This is a genomic window from Leptospira wolbachii serovar Codice str. CDC (assembly GCF_000332515.2).
GTDB classification, from domain to species: domain Bacteria; phylum Spirochaetota; class Leptospiria; order Leptospirales; family Leptospiraceae; genus Leptospira_A; species Leptospira_A wolbachii.
On record NZ_AOGZ02000014.1, the window covers coordinates 961,228 to 977,986 of the forward strand.

15 protein-coding genes and 2 rRNA genes are annotated in these 16,759 nt (G+C 39.0%); 5 read left to right on the forward strand and 12 right to left on the reverse strand.

Features of this window, described 5'->3' with window-relative positions; translation table 11 throughout:
- Positions 1-45: 45 nt before the first annotated feature.
- From LEP1GSC195_RS09920 to LEP1GSC195_RS09960, 10 genes are all read right to left on the reverse strand, one after another.
- The gene (locus LEP1GSC195_RS09920) at positions 46-2,004 is read right to left on the reverse strand and encodes a PAS domain-containing hybrid sensor histidine kinase/response regulator (protein ID WP_015682406.1); all 1,959 of its coding nucleotides are present in this window, start codon (positions 2,002-2,004) and stop codon (positions 46-48) included.
- A 159-nt stretch (positions 2,005-2,163) separates the two neighbouring features.
- Entirely contained in the window at positions 2,164-5,340 is a 3,177-nt protein-coding gene (locus LEP1GSC195_RS09925; protein ID WP_015682195.1) for an efflux RND transporter permease subunit, read from the reverse strand.
- Complete coding sequence (locus LEP1GSC195_RS09930; protein ID WP_015682328.1) at positions 5,321-6,319, reverse strand: efflux RND transporter periplasmic adaptor subunit; 999 nt, start codon at positions 6,317-6,319, stop codon at positions 5,321-5,323. The genes LEP1GSC195_RS09925 and LEP1GSC195_RS09930 overlap by 20 nt, the downstream gene beginning before the upstream one ends.
- A complete protein-coding gene (locus LEP1GSC195_RS09935; protein WP_015680496.1) occupies positions 6,309-7,220 on the reverse strand; it encodes a TolC family protein in 912 nt (303 codons plus the stop codon). Before LEP1GSC195_RS09935 ends, LEP1GSC195_RS09930 begins: the two co-directional genes overlap by 11 nt.
- A gap of 54 nt (positions 7,221-7,274) precedes the next feature.
- Positions 7,275-7,688 carry a hypothetical protein gene (locus LEP1GSC195_RS19535; protein ID WP_015681343.1) on the reverse strand — a complete coding sequence of 138 codons (414 nt, stop codon included), beginning with the start codon at positions 7,686-7,688 and terminating at the stop codon, positions 7,275-7,277.
- A gap of 36 nt (positions 7,689-7,724) precedes the next feature.
- A complete protein-coding gene (locus tag LEP1GSC195_RS09940; RefSeq protein WP_040506634.1) occupies positions 7,725-8,126 on the reverse strand; it encodes a hypothetical protein in 402 nt (133 codons plus the stop codon).
- A gap of 331 nt (positions 8,127-8,457) precedes the next feature.
- A 5S ribosomal RNA gene (rrf, locus tag LEP1GSC195_RS09945) occupies positions 8,458-8,574 on the reverse strand.
- A gap of 56 nt (positions 8,575-8,630) precedes the next feature.
- Entirely contained in the window at positions 8,631-9,578 is a 948-nt protein-coding gene (locus LEP1GSC195_RS09950; protein ID WP_015680696.1) for a hypothetical protein, read from the reverse strand.
- Between the two features lie 150 nt (positions 9,579-9,728).
- Complete coding sequence (locus tag LEP1GSC195_RS09955) at positions 9,729-10,910, reverse strand: FAD-binding oxidoreductase (protein WP_015680950.1); 1,182 nt, start codon at positions 10,908-10,910, stop codon at positions 9,729-9,731.
- Positions 10,911-10,971: 61 nt separating this feature from the next.
- The gene (locus LEP1GSC195_RS09960) at positions 10,972-12,501 is read right to left on the reverse strand and encodes a phytoene desaturase family protein (protein WP_015681597.1); all 1,530 of its coding nucleotides are present in this window, start codon (positions 12,499-12,501) and stop codon (positions 10,972-10,974) included.
- A gap of 186 nt (positions 12,502-12,687) precedes the next feature.
- Here LEP1GSC195_RS09960 and LEP1GSC195_RS09965 point away from each other — a divergent pair, with 186 nt between their 5' ends.
- The 4 genes from LEP1GSC195_RS09965 (at position 12,688) to vapC (ending at position 14,658) form a co-directional block, all read left to right on the forward strand.
- A complete protein-coding gene (locus LEP1GSC195_RS09965) occupies positions 12,688-13,317 on the forward strand; it encodes a TetR/AcrR family transcriptional regulator (protein WP_015681700.1) in 630 nt (209 codons plus the stop codon).
- A gap of 135 nt (positions 13,318-13,452) precedes the next feature.
- Positions 13,453-13,932: a VOC family protein gene (locus tag LEP1GSC195_RS09970; protein ID WP_015681017.1), complete on the forward strand. Its 480-nt coding sequence runs from the start codon at positions 13,453-13,455 to the stop codon at positions 13,930-13,932.
- Between the two features lie 97 nt (positions 13,933-14,029).
- Positions 14,030-14,260, forward strand: a complete 231-nt coding sequence (gene vapB, locus LEP1GSC195_RS09975) for a type II toxin-antitoxin system antitoxin VapB (RefSeq protein ID WP_015682617.1) — start codon at positions 14,030-14,032, stop codon at positions 14,258-14,260.
- A complete protein-coding gene (gene vapC, locus LEP1GSC195_RS09980; RefSeq protein ID WP_015681953.1) occupies positions 14,260-14,658 on the forward strand; it encodes a type II toxin-antitoxin system tRNA(fMet)-specific endonuclease VapC in 399 nt (132 codons plus the stop codon). Before vapB ends, vapC begins: the two co-directional genes overlap by 1 nt.
- A 157-nt stretch (positions 14,659-14,815) precedes the next feature.
- Here vapC and LEP1GSC195_RS19370 read toward each other — a convergent pair whose 3' ends face one another.
- Together LEP1GSC195_RS19370 and rrf (LEP1GSC195_RS09990) are read right to left on the reverse strand one after the other, a co-directional pair.
- Positions 14,816-15,511 (reverse strand): toxin-antitoxin system YwqK family antitoxin, encoded by a 696-nt coding sequence (locus LEP1GSC195_RS19370; RefSeq protein WP_015681328.1) that lies wholly within the window; start codon positions 15,509-15,511, stop codon positions 14,816-14,818.
- Between the two features lie 561 nt (positions 15,512-16,072).
- Positions 16,073-16,189: ribosomal RNA gene (gene rrf, locus LEP1GSC195_RS09990) — 5S ribosomal RNA — on the reverse strand.
- Between the two features lie 91 nt (positions 16,190-16,280).
- Between rrf (LEP1GSC195_RS09990) and LEP1GSC195_RS09995 the strand changes: the two genes are divergently transcribed.
- The gene (locus LEP1GSC195_RS09995) at positions 16,281-16,745 is read left to right on the forward strand and encodes a GyrI-like domain-containing protein (protein ID WP_015682339.1); all 465 of its coding nucleotides are present in this window, start codon (positions 16,281-16,283) and stop codon (positions 16,743-16,745) included.
- Positions 16,746-16,759 lie beyond the last annotated feature (14 nt).

Here is a 16,759-nt window from a genome sequence, read left to right on the forward strand (position 1 = left end):
ACAAAATGCATTCATTCGAAAGTTTTTGCTACTCTATTCGAAGGATTATCGATTCAAATAACGAAATAGAATTTGATTGAGTGCTAAAATATCGATCGGTTTGGTCAAAAATTGATCCATTCCTACATCAAAACATTTTTTTCGCTCTTCATATAAGGCACCTGCAGTGAGGGCAATAATCGGAACTTGATTGCCCGATGGTTGTTTGCGAATCTCCGTAGCTGCTTCCAATCCATCCATATTGGGCATTTGAACATCCATAAACACCAAATCAGGTTTCGATTCCCGAAAAAAACGAACGCCCTCTAACCCATCGACAGCTTCTTTAATTTTAGCTTTGGGAATATATTTTTGGATCATTCGTTTTAGGAGTTCACGGTTCATTTCATTATCTTCTACGACTAATATCTTGGGAGAGATCTTAGTCAATGTAGATTGACTGAAGTTTAATAACACTTCTTTTTGAATTTCATCTTCGTCTTGTGAGATTTGTTCTGAATGATCGCTTGCAGAGTTACATTCGATCATAAAACGAAACTCCGACCCAACACCCGCCTCGGATTCGACTTCTATTTTTCCTCCCATCAAATCTAACAATGATTTAGTGATTCTAAGCCCAAGTCCAGTACCTCCATACCTACGTGTGGAGTTGGATTCGCCTTGCCAAAACGATTGGAATAAATGCGATTTATGTTTTTCTGCGATTCCAATTCCAGTATCTTTGATAGTAAATTCTAGTTTAGTTTTTTGATGGAAGGACCCTAAAGTCTTTACCTTCAATACAACTCCCCCAACTTCCGTGAATTTTACTGCGTTCCCCAGTAGGTTGATGAGAATTTGACGAAGCCTAGTCGCATCTACCAAAATGATTTCCGGTATTCCGGGTTCCTCTTCAAGTCTGAGTTCGATTCCCTTCTCGTTTGCCTTCCATTTCAATACACCTAACGAATCGTTTATGATCTGTTTTAAATTGGAAGTGACTTCGTTTAATACTAGTTTCCCGGCTTCAATCTTGGAGATATCTAAAACATCATTAATAATACCAAGAAGTCCGTGCGCACTGCTAATGGCGTTTCGTACATATTCCCTTTGGTCAGAATCTAGGTTTGTAGTTAATAACAATTCATTAAAACCAATGACCCCATTCAGTGGAGTTCGAATTTCATGGCTCATATTGGCTACAAATTCTGATTTGGCCTGATTGGCTCTTTCGGCTTCTTTGATAGCATTGAGTAAATGAAACTCAGCATTTTTGCGACCAGTTATATCATTCATGTGGACTACAAAATACGAAGGACTGCCGTTTCTATCCTTGACCAAAGTATTGGATATTTCAACCCATAGAATGCTTTTGTCTTTTGAGAAAAATCGTTTCTCATATATCATATTTTCTTTCGAACCGCTAAGTGCTGACTCCCGGAACGAATCAAATAGTATTTTATCTTCCTCATAAGCGAACTCATTTGTTCGTCTTCCAGTGAGTTCAACTCCACTATACCCCAACATAGATTCTAGTTTTTTGTTAACTCGAATAAACCTTCCATCCAAGTCTAAAATACAAACTCCTACTCCTGCGTTATCAAAACTCATTCGAAAACGCTCTTCACTATCGGTAAGTTCTTCCTTGATTTTATTTTCTTCAGTAATATCGCGATTGATTGCGATGACGCCGATGGTGTTTCCTGATTTATCTTTCAGAAGACTGGCTGCTGATCGAATTTTTAACTTTTTGGATTCTTTATTGTATTGGAATACTTCTCCCTGCCAAATCCCTTTGCTCTGAAGTTCTGATATACGATTGTCTCTTGTTGAATTGTATTGTTCCGTTTTTAAAATGGAAATTGTGGACTCACCGATCACCTCTTCTGCGGTGAACCCATAAATACGTTCCGCCGCTAAATTCCAACTAGTGATTCGGAATTCCAGATCTGTAACGATCACCGCATCATATAAGTATTGTAGAATGAGAGAAGAATAAACTTCACTCGGGATCAAGTTTTGCATTACTTCCTAGAACTAAAACGGTTACAAAAAAAAGCGCAAGCGAATACCAATCGGCAGACCTGACTAAAAGTTTTCGCTATCGCCCCTTTTATGGCTTCATTTTCTATATTAGTGAATCTACTTATTTTCTGGAAATAAAATACAAAAAAAAATATTAGATTATTTTGATATACTAGTTTTTTGTTTCCAAAGCAAATAGATGGCGGGGTAAACTGCTAGTTCCATTACAAAACTTGTTCCAAGACCTCCCACCATAGGAGCTGCAATTCGTTTCATCAAATCGGCCCCAGATCCCGTTGCCCACATAATTGGCAATAATCCAATGAATCCAGACATCACTGTCATCATCTTGGGGCGAATCCTCTGAACAGCGCCCTCCATGATTGCTTGTTTCAAAATAGGGATTGTCATCACTTCGTTATCCTTTCGGTGTTTTTCATAAGACAGATCCAAATACATTAACATAAAAACACCCGTTTCTGCATCCAGACCTAACAAGGCAATCATCCCGACCCAAACAGCGATGGAGACTTGATACCCTAAAAAATAAATAAGCCAGATGGCACCAATTAAAGAAAAAGGAACTGCTGTTAGCACGATCAATGCCTTCACGATAGATCCTGTACTCCAATAAAGAAGTAGACATATCAATACGAGAGTGATAGGTAAAACGATCTTCATACGATTCCTAACACGGATTATATTCTCATACTGACCACTCCATTCGAGAAAAATCCCTTTCGGAATTTTCACATTCAACTCAACAATCTTTTGCATTCTCGATACAAATCCCAACAAGTCTGTTTCGGTAGTATCCAAATAAACGTATCCAGTTAGAAATCCATTTTCATCTCTGATCATTGCGGCGCCCGTCACAAATTCAACAGTAGCAATAGAACTTAATGGTATATGAGCCCCATTACTAATCGGAATCAAGACTTTCATAATTCGTTCTAAATTATCACGATATTCTCTTGGATACCGAATCTGAATGGAATACCTTTCTCTCTTCTCTATAGAAGTGGAAATTGTTTCTCCTCCCAATGCAGAAAGTATCGTCTTTTGGATTCCTTCAATGGTCAGCCCATATTTGGCAGCTAACTCCCTTTTAATGTTAATATCTAAATAATATCCACTAGAAGTCCTTTCTGCAAAAACCGAACGCACACCCGATTCATTCTTTAAAGTCTCCTCTATAGCGATTCCAATTTTTTGTATTTCTTCACTGCTCTCACCTTGCACCTTAATTCCAATAGGAGTTCTTATCCCTGTCGAAAGCATATCGATTCTTGCGCGGATGGGCTGAGTCCAAGCATTGGTAAACCCGGGAAAATCCAAGGAGAGATTCATTTCTTCTAATAACTTATCCTTCGTCATTCCCTCTCTCCACTCCGACTCAGGTTTTAAATTGATAATCACTTCAAACATGGAAAGTGGAGAAGGATCTGTTGACGATTCCGCACGACCAGCTTTCCCATATACGGACTCAACTTCCGGAAATTCTTTTAGTTTGATATCCATTAGGTTTAAGATACGTTCAGCTTCTCCAATGGACAATCCAGGAAGTGTTGTTGGCATATAAAGAATACTTCCTTCGTTCAAAGGAGGTAAAAACTCCGTGCCAATTTTATAAAACACTGGCAAAGTCAGAACAACTAGGACAAAGGCAGCCAAAACCGTACGACGAGGATATTCTAAAACCTTTTTTACTACCGGTTCATAAAAACCAAAGAGTCTTTTACTGATCGGATGTTTTTCTTCTGGTAAGTATTTACCAACAAACACAGAGGTTAGAATTTTATTTATAGACGGAGTAAATCCAACGATTGGATCCATTCTTGTAAACATCATACGAAATGCTGGATCTAAAGTGATGGCAAGGATTGCCGCAATGGCCATTGTTAGGTTCTTAGACAAAGCAAGTGGCCGAAAAAGTCGCCCTTCTTGATCCACCAAAGTAAATATTGGTAAAAATGCAACGGCGATGATGAGTAGAGAATAAAAGACGGAAGGTCCTACTTCCAAAAGAGCTTCTAACCTAACTGCATGAAAATCCCCGATCCTTCCCCCCGATTCCCATTCTTCCAATTTTTTATAGGCATTCTCTACTTCCACGATCGCTCCATCCACAAGAACTCCAATCGACAAAGCAATTCCTGCAAGTGACATCAAGTTAGAACCGATGTCCGCAAGATACATCGGTATAAAAGATAATAACACGGCAATAGGTATGGTCAAAATTGGCACAATCGCAGATGGGATATGCCAAAGAAAGATAAGGATGATGATAGAAACAACGATCATCTCTTCTAAGAGTTTCTCTTTTAATAGCTGAATTGTTTTGTGAATCAAAACAGACCTGTCGTATACTGGAATGATTTTGACTCCTTCCGGTAAAGAAGATTGAATGGATTCCATTTTTAATTTAACATCTTCGATCACTCGTAAGGCATTTTCTCCGTGTCGCATAACAACAATTCCAGAGACTCTATCTCCCGAACCATTATAATCGCCAACCCCTCGTCTTAAATTGGGACCAGTGATGACTTTCGCAATATTATATAGAAAAATGGGAGTTCCATTTCGATCCGAACCGATAGAAACTCTCTCTAGATCTTCAATCGATTTTGCATATCCCTTCACTCGAATCATAAATTCAGCGCCACCAATTTCTAATAGGCGCGCACCTACTTCATCGTTCGACTCACGAACACGATCAATCACCGTATCCATATCAATTCCGTAAATTTGCAACTTTAAGGGATCAATTTGTATCTGGTATTGTTTACGAAAACCGCCGATGCTCGCAACTTCGGAAACACCTGGAACAGAAGTAAATAGATACTTTAATTTAAAATCCTGTAACGATCTAAGTTCTGATAGATCCATTTTCCCAGTTTCATCCACAAGAACGTATTGAAACACCCAACCAACACCTGTTGCATCGGGACCAAGGTTCAAAGTCACATCCTTAGGAAGATTACTTTGCAATTGAGATAAAAATTCATTCACTCTAGATCTTGCCCAATACAAATCCGTTCCATCTTCAAAGATAACATAAACAAATGAATATCCAAAATCAGAAAACCCACGAACAGATTTAACTTTCGGTGCCCCAAGTAAAGAGGTAACAATCGGATAGGTTACTTGGTCTTCTATGATATCAGGACTACGGTCCCATTTCGAATAGATAATCACCTGAGTATCTGACATATCAGGTAAAGCATCCATTGCGATGTTCTTAACTGAAAAGTAAGATACAAATAAAAGCAATGCTGTGATAAAAAGGATTAAGTATTTATTTTCTGCTGAAAATTTAATGATTGTGCGTATCATGAATTCCACCTAACTTTAGTTTTGCCTCAGAATCTAATAGAAAGTTTGCTTTTGATACGATCTCTTCTCCTTCTATCAAACCTTCCAATACCTCAACCCATTCCGTAGAAACAAATCCCGTTTGAATACTTCTCGGACTAAAATGATTTTCCGATTGTTTCACATAAACAATCTCCCGTTTTCCTGTGGGGAAGACCGCTTCTCTTGGGATTCGAAGGACATTTTTCTTTTCTATCTTTGCGGATGATTGCACATACATTTGCGGTTTCAATCGATTGCCTGGATCTGTCACCTCGCACCAAACGGAAAGGGTTCTCGTTGTTTCATCCACTAAATTTCCAGAAGCAACAACTTTCCCTGGAAACGAAAAATTGGGAATCGAATCTGCTTTTATCTCCATTGCTGTTCCATTGACTATCTGATTGATTTCTCCCTCATATACTTGTACAAAAATCAAAACTTGATTTTTTGATCTTCCTGTAAGAAGGATATCTTCTGACTTACGATTCAGGTATTGGATCTGTGATTCGCTCAAACCTAATTTTGTTAATTTCAATCTCGCACTTTTTCGAATGAAGGCTTCCGGACCAACACTACCCGAAAGCGATCGGTATTCGCTGTAAGTGGAATACAAATCCGAATCATAAGAAACTTTCCCACTAAAGGAAACATTTCTGATAACATCTCCTTTAGCGACTGAACTCGTTTCTATACCGATTAACCTTTGTTTATCTTCCGAAAGTGAAAACGATTCCGCATTCTCCTTCTGTAGAATACTGCCAGTTTTTTCAGGAGGAATCCATGGCTCTTTTTTCACTAATGTCATTCCACAGATAGGGCACTCCCCTTCATGATCCATTTCGATCTGTGGGTGCATGGGGCAAGTGTATATATCTTTCGTTACTGTAGCCTTATCTGCACAAGAAAGTCCCAAAACAACGAATCCACAAATGATTGCATTTAATATTTTATTTTTCATGATTATTCTCCTCTGGTAGTATACTATTTGTGATCTCCAAGACTTTTAAGAGAGACAACCAACGATTCAAATTCACTTCATGAAATGTTGCTTTCATTTCAATGGACTCATTTAAAAACTGATAGGTGTCGACCAAACTAATATCGCCTTTTGTATAAGCCGAAGCAGAAGTGGTGATACTCCTACTCAGCGTAGGGAGCAAAGATGTTTGAAAATTTTCGACTCTTTGTTTGTTCCCCATCCAAGCCTGAATCGAAGTTTTCAGTTCTGTTTCCAATAAATAAGTTTGTTTTCTTTTCTCCAACTGCATCCGATTCACTTTGAGTAAGTTGGCTCGATTTAACTCTCCTGATTTTCCTAGTGACCAAACAGGAATTCGTAATGTAATTCCTGCACTCCACAAATCACCAGAAAACTCAGGGTTGTCCATAACCGATACATTCAGAGGTCCACTATCCAATAAAAAAGGTTTTCGCCTCCTTTGCATGTAACTGATAAAGACTTCTGTTTCAGGGTAATGTAATATTTCTTCTTTCTTTGCTTCGGCTACGGCTTTTTCAGTATTAACTTCCGCATACTTCAAGTAAGGTGAATTACCAATCAATTCATCAGAGTAACTTTTTATAAGGTCACCCTCTTTTACTTTTAAATAACTTAAAATTTCTTCTTCTGAAATCAAAAAAGAAGAATTATCTAAAGAGAAGTAGGATGTTTTTGCATTTAACTCCGATAGCTGAGTATTCCGAGTAAACAGACGATCCTTTATCTTTTCTTTAAGGTTTAAAGCTCGCAGTGTTCCCGTGATATTACTTTTACCCGCAGAATACTGACTCGACTCTAACTTACCGCCAGAAGTGATACTTTTTTCTAATGACTCAAGATCTCTGATCTCTCTGGACAAAGCAGATTTAATGAGGATAGTTTCAAAGTAATTGCGAATGAATTGGTTTTTGATTCACTCAGCATTCCACCTGTCTAATTCTGAATCTTTTTGGACTATTTGTTTTTCTAAATCGAGTTTGCCAGGGAAGGGAATCTCTTGCGAGATCGAATATTCATTCCCTGTCATTCCAGGTGTATCAGGCCGACTACGTTCACGGGTCACATCGCCACGATAGGGATAGGACCGATAGGCAAATCCGAATTTAGGATCTGGATAAACATCGGCATGTTCCGACCGATGGTGTTTCTCTTTTGATTCCAAATATTTCACAAGTAACTCGGGATGAGAACCGAGTAACATTTGTATTTTTGATTCCATCGATTCCGATTTTTCAATCGCAAACAAAATTTGCGGCAAAACAAAAATACAGACAGCCGCTATATTATTATATAATTTATTTCTAAAGTAATTTTTTCCTAAAAACATAAATACTCCTATTCGTAAGTTGAAACGAAGAGGAGTTTATATGAGTAGGCGTACGGAATCTGAAAAAAAATCGTTTGTATCGGTTACAAAAGAAAGATTACGACAGGTAACAAAGTCAATAATGGCATGAAGAGGAAGGTAAGATAAGTAAAACAACAAATCACTTTTTAATGGTGCCACACCCACGGAGTTTGAAAGATTATAGGAATCATTTCCCAATCCAATTTCGGAACAACGGCAATCCGTTTCTTCCTTAGTTTCACTGGTATGGCAAGGAAAAGATTCTAACTCATCCGAACTCAAATTCTGGTCACCGGAAAAAGATTTGGGACAGGAAATCAATCCCGCAGTACAAACAGTGGCAACCAGCAAAGAACAAATAACAGCCAAAGTAAAAAAACGGGCGGCCCTTTGATTAGTTCTGATACTATTACCCATACCACTTCTTAGACGAAAAAAAGAGCAAACGTTTTGGTTAAAAGCGGAATATTGAGAGTTTGACTAAAGGATTAAATTTTATATCAACCTTAACCCAGCAAAACAACGCGTTACAAATAAAAAAAGCCAACCTTTCGATTAGCTTTCCATTTCATAAATTCAAACCGGCAAAGCTGCGCAGTGACCCATAGGGAACGAGCAGGCGACATTCGCGGAGCAAACTTTGTTTGCCTAGCGAATAGTCGCGGACGGCAGCCGGCTCACACAAACCGTCCAGAAATAAAAAAAGCGTGAACCTAAGTCCACGCTTTCGTATGAGTTATTAGTGCTAACCCGGCAATGTCCTACTCTCCCATTGAGCGAACCCAATAGTACCATCGGCGATGAGAAGCTTGACTTCCGTGTTCGGAATGGGAACGGGTATGGCCTTCTCTCCATAATCACCAGGAGTAATTACCATTACTTCCAAGTGCATCGGATTTGCAAGTACTTTTAGTAGAAAAGTTACAAATTTAAATCGTAAGTAACTCCGAATTTGACACCCGACAATGAGATATCGTGTGCAGCGGTAGCGGAAACAAACTCCATCAAAGTTCCAACTCTATCTAAGTTGTCTCCAGCAAAACTGAGAGCAACAGGACTCTTCGATTTTGCAGTCATATTTTCTCTTTCAAAACTCACAAAAAGTCGAAGTTTAGGCAGCACAACAATACTTCCACCAACACTTATTTTTTCAGAATAGAAGGTGTAACCACCGTTAGCATAATTAAATCCTAAACCATTGTTATAAACTCTGAACTGTTCTGAGTTGTAAGTTCCTGAAGAATTCAAGAGGAAAGGTCCAAAGAGCAAGAAGTCTGCAAATAGTGTTGCTCGATCGTTCAGATCAAATTCAAAACCAACACCAACGAGCCCAGACGTACCAGAAGTAGTTTTTGTATCTTGCCCTAGGTAAGATGGGCCACCAATGCCGAGATAATTTCCTTCGAAGGACTGGCTCATACTCCTAATCACATATTTGGGAAGGATTCTAAAGTTGGAACTAGGCGAAAGAGTAAATCCTAAATTGATATCGGAATAGAGTAATCGATAATCGCCCTCTTTGATACCAAGGCCCGAAGCATAATAGGAATTCCATTCATAACCGCGAGTGAATCGATTTAAATGTAAACCTAAAAATACATTACTCAAGATTCCTGCGTTCAAAGAGTGGAAGTAATCAAACCCCAGATCATTGATGAGTGTCATTCCTCGATTGTTTTGCCAATCTTGATTGTATTCCAATCCAACAATATCGCCGTAAAAGTTTCTTTTTTCCAAGTCAGTGCGAAGGCTACCAGCGAACAAGGCACCCTTCAAGCGTAATGCGTTTCCTTCCACTTTACCTTGAGCATACACTGAGCTAGTAAACAGGGAGATGACGATCAGAAAAAAAACGAGACTACGTTTCATTATTTGAATTACCTCTACCATCCAATAACAAATGAAATAAGGTTGGCTCAAGGAAAATTTAAAAACTATTTGTTCTTTTTTAAGGTAAGGTATGTCCAAATCCCTGAAAGGAACGTAAAGAGGGAAAATCTATAGAATATATGCCAATACTTATAACTGAATTTCTACATCTGTTACTGGAAACGCAACACAGGAATGGATCCAACCAAACTTACGATCTGACTTGCGAATTTTGGCTTCCGGTGGACTAAATACTTCTCCTGATTTTAGTTTCACACGACAAAGGCTACACTCCCCCGAACGACAGGCATTCTCTGTAAAAAATCCATTCCGTTCTAAACTATTCAAAAGAGGTTCACCCACCTTGGCTTGAAAAGAAATGTTTCCTACTTTGATGTTCACGATATCCTCAGGACGAACTGTTTTGGGCCAATCGGACATACTTTCAGGCATTTTCGGTGGCCCATTACTTTCGATTAAAATACGACCTGGTTTAACACCAAGTTCGGAAAGTAGTGCCGCAGAATTTTCATTGAAGGGAGTGGGCCCACAAACATAATACATCTTAGAGGTAGCATCTGGAAGTAACTCTTGTAATACGGTTAGAGTGAGCCTTCCACGGTATCCTATGAAATTGGGACTGGACTCACGGGATAAAAACTCAGTCAAAAGAAAATTCTTATGAACCTCTGCAAGTTTACGGAGTTCTTCAATAAAAATAACATCCTCTTCAAAACTGTTCGAATAAATGATATGAAATCGAAATGGTTCGGATGATGCCAAAATGGATTTTAACATACTGATAGCGGGAGCAATACCAGAACCACCAGCAATAAAAACTAAATCATTACCATGGAATAATGGATTATGGTGAAAGGAACCCATGGGTCCAGAACTTTCGAACTCTTGGCCAATGTTTACATCATCGAGTAAATAAGGGCTCACAAACCCACCTTCAGCTCGTTTGATGGTCAACTCATAAGAGCTAAGATCTTTCGGTGAAGAGGAAATAGAATAAGGTCTCGCTGTGGAAACTCCAGAAAGGGACACAAACAAATTAATATACTGGCCTGCCTGAAACGGAGGCAAACTCCTCCCATCTACCGAAACCATCTCCAAAGTTTTTGTGGATGGGGTATCTACTCGAATGTTTTTTACTCGAAGACGAAGCCTTTTGGGATGGAGACTATCAATGGTTCGGCGGACATTCCCTTTCTGTTCCTGAAAGTTAGAACCCTTACTTTCCATCTCTTCTTTTTTTGTGACTGCTTCTCGAAATCCTACAACGGAATTGAAAACGTTTGATTCTACTTCTAAATTATTACCGGACATGTTTTTATTTTCCTTCCCTTGGGGGTGATCATTATTTGAGTAAAACACTTTGTTTGTTATTTTAATTAGAGCGACTTACTGATTTGCGCTGGGTTTTGAATCGTTTGAGAATCTTTCGTGCTGTATTATAACCATTCAAATAAGTAGGTTGGAATCCGCCCATACTTGTCCAACTACTTGCTGAGTAAAGGCAATCTATCGCATCAAGAGATTCACGCATAAGGGATCCATCTTGTAACGTCTGTTTGAATCCATAAATGGCACCTCCAGGAGTATTCAAATAGCGCATCATTGTCATAGGTGTTGCCACTTCTGCTTTTTCGATATGTTCTCTAATCTTCGGATAAGCTTTTTCCACAAGTGCAATAAGTTTGTCACCAAACTCATACTTGGTGGAAATGTAACCTTCCGGGGGAATCTCCTTCCAAGCTTCTCCATATTGTAAGGCAACAAGAGTGACAACTGCTTTCCCTTTTGGTGCAAGTTCCTCATCAATGAAGTTATAACAAGTGACCATTCCCCAATCTGGTGCATCCAGAGTATACATTCGATCTTCTGTGACTTCTGCATTGGAAGTGGTCATGACAAAGGTGGATGCTGTTGTAAACCCAAGTTCTTCGGGAGAACAATCTAATCCAAGATAAAGACAAACAGCAGATACACCCATCCTCCTAGATTTAAAATCCTGGAGAACCGATGGTGGTGGGGTATCCAAATCAAGCATTTCATGATAAGTAATGAGAGGACTTGCGTTAGAGACAACAGCATCACAAGTGACTGTTTCTCCAGTTTCCAGAAGAACCGCACGTACTGCACCATTCTCAGTTAAGATTTTTTCGGCTGCGCAGTGGAAACGCACCTCTCCCCCGGCTTCCTCAAAGGAAGAAAGAAGAGCGCTCGATAACATTTGAGACCCACCTTTAATATGCCAAGGTTTATATACACAGTAAAAATATAACATCCCGATAAATTCAGCAAAAACCAGATCAGTCGTCGGGATTCCCACATAACTCCAGTATGGTGTTATGACATTCATTAAGTCATCATTAGAAAAAAACTCATTCAAGACATCACTTGTAGAACGAAGACCATAAGCTGTAAAATTCGGACATTTGGTTCGGAGTTTTTCTTCATCGTTGGATAGCCGGATTCGGGGTAAAATAAAATAATACTCATTGACCACAGCTTCACTCAATGTGAAAAACCGATTTATCGAATCAGCTTCCTCAGGAAAAAGTTTTTTTAGATGCTCTTGTAATTCCACCCAGTCTGCAGGTAAGGTAACATCTAACCTACCTGGCATAATGATACGATATAGTTCTTCTTCTTGTACGAGCTCTATCTTATTTAAGACACCAAGTTCTTCAAAAACTCGGCGCATGATAAACGGACTGGATTCTGTGCCTACACCACTGAGTTGGTGGAGAGCGACTTCAAATTCAAAATCGCCGCGCACAAAGGAAGTAGCACACCCCCCAGGAACATTATGCCTTTCCAATAACAAAGTTTTTGAACCTTCGCGTTGTAGCCGAGTGGCCGCCATCAAACCAGCGTTACCAGCACCAATGACCACCGTGTCATAATGAGACATTCTGTTCTCCCAAAAGGAATTCCTTTGTTACCAAGCCAATCTTTACACTGTAAAGATTGCAATCACTTTTTCTACCGCTTTCTCTAAAAATAGGGCTTCTGTCATGTTGGTGGATTTAGGCCGGATCTTTTGGAATCTCTTTCGAAAAGGCTTTACCGGTTTGCTAAGCAGGTCTTATAGGTTGTAATGGCCGAGAAGAAACAGAGTCAGGAGAAAGAATCCAGTTCCTACCATCATGGGGACCTTCGTCCCGCACTCATAACCGCAGCACGCACCCTCTTACAAAACCAAGGAACAGAAGCACTTTCCCTTCGTTCCATTGCCTCTGCCATCGGTGTGACCCACATGGCACCTTATGCTCATTTCAAAGGAAAACAGGAATTACTCCAGGCAGTGGCGGCTTCCGGTTATGATGAGTTGGCAGACAACATGCTTGTCGCACAGAAGGAAAATCCGAAAACCCGTGGGCGTTCCCTCGCCTATCACTATGGTGTGGAATACATTCGTTTTGCGATGAAACATCCAAACCTTTACCGCTTGATGTTAAACCAAATCGATCTAGGTATAAAATCTGGTCCGGAAACAGCTAACAAAGAAATATGGATGAGTTCTCAACGTCCCTTTCGTTTGCTCTTTGCTGCCTTTGCCAGTGAACGAGTGAGTAAAGAGTTGGCTCATGCCAAAGCCCTTGGTGCTTGGGCAATTGTTCATGGAATTGCCTCTCTTGCCATTGACGGCCATTTGGTTCTTCCCGAAGGAATGGATGTGTATCAATTATTCAAAGTTACTGTGAGTTCCTCGGTGGATCTGGGGTGAACTTTTCCCCGAACATGCTCAGGCTTCTTATGAAAAGCCTCACCCATTCCGCAACCAATAAGCTATTTACATTTCCAAAATGGAAACACCAATAAATCATCTTGATCAAATTCAACTTCATTAGAAAAGAAGGCCATGGCAAAAAGTAAATTATTGGAAATGCACAATGTCGGAATCGTAGTTGAATCCCTCGATTCGGCAATTTCTTTTTTCGAAGAGATAGGGCTGACATTAGAAGGTCGCATGGCAGTGGAAGGAGAATGGGCGGGACGAGTTACAGGACTTGCAAATCAAAAAGTTGAGATTGCGATGATGGTGACTCCTGATGGACACACCCGACTTGAACTTTCGCAATTTCTTTCCCCTAATACGATAGCTGACCATAGAATCGCTCCTGTTAACTCACTTGGCTACCTTCGGATCCTGTTCCGAGTGGACAACCTTGACGAATTGTTATCTCGACTAACAAAGTTTGGTGCTGAACTTGTTGGTGAAGTCGTTAATTTTCAGAATATCTATCGGCTCTGTTACATTCGTGGGGTGGAAGGAATTCTGATTGGACTCGCAGAACAATTGGGAAGTCAAACAGCGACAGACATTCTCGAAAATGAATGAATTGGAAATTTCGCTAATAAGATGGTGATCTATAAAAATTTAAACATACTCAAAAAGAATATTGACCAGGAATATATCACGGTATATACCATAATTCATGCAAACAGCAAAAATATTTATTAACGGTAGAAGCCAAGCAGTCAGAATTCCAAAAGAATTTCAATTCAAGGGAGAAGAAGTTTTTATACAGAAAGTGGGAGATGCTGTTATTCTAGTTCCCAAAAACAAGGCATGGAATACCTTTCTTGATGGTTTGAATGGTTTCACTACAGACTTCCTTAAAGAAGGGAGAATTGATTTACCTGAATCAGAAAGAGAGAGTTTTTGATGTTCCTTCTCGATACAAATATTTGTATTTTTCTAATTAAAAAGAAAAACCAACTACTTTTAGATAAATTAAAAAGAAATCATAACAAAGGTATTTCTATCTCATCTTTAACATTAGCGGAGCTTGAATTTGGCGTCGAAAATAGTGCCCATAAGGAGAAAAATCGACTCTCTCTCATTGAATTCCTAACTATTTTTGAGATATTACCTTTCGAACAAAAAGACACTGAAGCTTTTGGAAAAATTAAAGCCGATTTAAAAAAATCAGGGAAAATCATTGGATCTATCGATGCTCTTTTAGCTGCTCAAGCGATTTCTCGAAACCTAATCTTTGTAACAAACAATACTAAAGAATTTGAAAGAGTCAAAAATTTAAGAATCGAAGACTGGACTTTATAAATCGATCACTTTGTATAAAATGAGTTAGTAGCTACGCGGCTTGGCTTACCTTCAACAACTTCGGAACAAGCACTCACTTTCTTGGATAAGAAATCTATCTCTTACAGTCCGTCTTCTGATTTATCGACTAGTTCAAGGTTCAAAATAAAGCAAACTACTACTTCGATTCATTTATGAATTTTCCCTTAATAAATTTATCAATATAGACCAAATTCCCTTTTTCATCATAAGTATTTCTAATACCATCAAGTTGACCATCCCGATACAGAGACTCCTGAAAAATGCTTCCATTTGGAAAGTAGCTTAAACAGACTCCGTTTCTTTTTCTGTTCAAATAGCTGCATTTAAGATGTTTCTTTCCATCTTCATATCCAATTTCTACATCACCATTTAAGTTATCATTGAGATAAACTGCATTTCCAGCAAATTCTCCATCTGCCCAGTATAAATTCCATATTCCCTCTTTTTTTCCTTCTATATAGTTACCGCTTTCCCATTTGGATAGCTCTAAGTTAAATACAGCATCTGCCGGAATTTTTTTAGGTTTATACTCTGGTGGTAGATATTTTTTTACTCTATTGGTCCTATTATTTTGGAATCTTTGATAAAATTTCCCGTGATAGTAAAGAGTATCATAACTAATACCTGAATGCTTTTTATCAATTTTACTTTCCGATTGAATAACTCCTTCTAGATCCCAAATTTTAATTAGTCGAAAATCATCATTTTCTTTTACAAGTTTGTAGCATTTTTCGTCAATACATCTCTCTGCATTAGTCGGTAAATTACTTGGTCTGGCAAATAATCCAACAACAATAAAAAATGAAATAAGAACTTTTAAGTTTCTTTTCATACACTATTACTTTTAGTCCTATTCCCTGTGGGATTGATGAAAAAAATTGTTATATCCTTCTTTAGTATTCACAAGCTGAATTTGTAGAGAAATTTTTATAACTCATCATTCTTTCTTTACCCCTAATACTTGTTATCAGATCCTTCTCTTCACTTAATCTTCAGAATACTACTTGATGATTATCAAAAATCAAATCTTCTAATATTTTCTGGAGCTAATATCAAATTTCATAAAACTATAAAACTCCTGGCTCTGAGGTCTGCTCCTTGAAGAATACCTCGCCCATTTCGCAAACCATTTGTTCCTTGCGGCTATTGACTTCCCTCATGGGGATTTAACACGTATATAAAAAAAGCCAACCTTTCGATTAGCTTTCCATTTCATAAAATTCAAACCGGCAAAGCTGCGCAGTGACCCGTAGGGAACGAGCAGGCGACATTCGCGGAGCAAACTATGTTTGCCTAGCGAATAGTCGCGGACGGCAGCCGGCTCACACAAACCGTCCAGAAATAAAAAAAGCGTGAACCTAAGTCCACGCTTTCGTATGAGTTATTAGTGCTAACCCGGCAATGTCCTACTCTCCCATTGAGCGAACCCAATAGTACCATCGGCGATGAGAAGCTTGACTTCCGTGTTCGGAATGGGAACGGGTATGGCCTTCTCTCCATAATCACCAGGAGTAATTACCATAAGTACAGGGAGGTGCAGTAAGTCAAACACTTCACCAAGAAAAGGTTGCGTTTTTTTGCGAAACTGAAACTTTTTCTATATGTCGGAAGTGACGGAACCACTAGTAAAAACGGAAAAATTCACGGTGATGGGACTTCGTATCCGAACTTCCAACGCGCCGGGGGATGCTGATATTAAAATACCTGCCGTATATTCTCGGTTTTATAAAGAAGACATTCCCAAACAAATGGAAATCTTGCGAAAATTTGATCCACTCTTTGGTGTGTATTTTAATTATGCATCGGATGAAAATGGGGCTTACGATTTTTTGTTAGGTTATGCTGTGGAACCAAACGCAGAAGTGCTCGCTGGAATGGAAAAGGTTCAGATCACTCCACAAAACGGTCGTTACTTTCAAATCCAACCAGGGGCTCCCGAGGAAGTTGTTCCGAAATTTTGGGCAGAAATTTGGAGCCATCCAGAAATTCCAAAAATCAGAACCTACCAGATGGATTGGGAAGAATATTCGGAAGCGGGTATCAGAGTTTTTTTATCTACAAAGTAGAAGTAGAAAGCTGT

Bases quoted from the DNA above. Each gene is read 5' to 3' on its own strand.
- LEP1GSC195_RS09920 (WP_015682406.1), bottom strand. From the start codon at position 2,004: ATGCAAAACTTGATCCCGAGTGAAGTTTATTCTTCTCTCATTCTACAA.
- LEP1GSC195_RS09925 (WP_015682195.1), bottom strand. From the start codon at position 5,340: ATGATACGCACAATCATTAAATTTTCAGCAGAAAATAAATACTTAATC.
- LEP1GSC195_RS09930 (WP_015682328.1), bottom strand. From the start codon at position 6,319: ATGAAAAATAAAATATTAAATGCAATCATTTGTGGATTCGTTGTTTTG.
- LEP1GSC195_RS19535 (WP_015681343.1), bottom strand. From the start codon at position 7,688: ATGTTTTTAGGAAAAAATTACTTTAGAAATAAATTATATAATAATATA.
- LEP1GSC195_RS09940 (WP_040506634.1), bottom strand. From the start codon at position 8,126: ATGGGTAATAGTATCAGAACTAATCAAAGGGCCGCCCGTTTTTTTACT.
- LEP1GSC195_RS09950 (WP_015680696.1), bottom strand. From the start codon at position 9,578: ATGAAACGTAGTCTCGTTTTTTTTCTGATCGTCATCTCCCTGTTTACT.
- LEP1GSC195_RS09955 (WP_015680950.1), bottom strand. From the start codon at position 10,910: ATGTCCGGTAATAATTTAGAAGTAGAATCAAACGTTTTCAATTCCGTT.
- LEP1GSC195_RS09960 (WP_015681597.1), bottom strand. From the start codon at position 12,501: ATGTCTCATTATGACACGGTGGTCATTGGTGCTGGTAACGCTGGTTTG.
- LEP1GSC195_RS09965 (WP_015681700.1), top strand. From the start codon at position 12,688: ATGGCCGAGAAGAAACAGAGTCAGGAGAAAGAATCCAGTTCCTACCAT.
- LEP1GSC195_RS09970 (WP_015681017.1), top strand. From the start codon at position 13,453: ATGGCAAAAAGTAAATTATTGGAAATGCACAATGTCGGAATCGTAGTT.
- vapB (WP_015682617.1), top strand. From the start codon at position 14,030: ATGCAAACAGCAAAAATATTTATTAACGGTAGAAGCCAAGCAGTCAGA.
- vapC (WP_015681953.1), top strand. From the start codon at position 14,260: ATGTTCCTTCTCGATACAAATATTTGTATTTTTCTAATTAAAAAGAAA.
- LEP1GSC195_RS19370 (WP_015681328.1), bottom strand. From the start codon at position 15,511: ATGAAAAGAAACTTAAAAGTTCTTATTTCATTTTTTATTGTTGTTGGA.
- LEP1GSC195_RS09995 (WP_015682339.1), top strand. From the start codon at position 16,281: ATGTCGGAAGTGACGGAACCACTAGTAAAAACGGAAAAATTCACGGTG.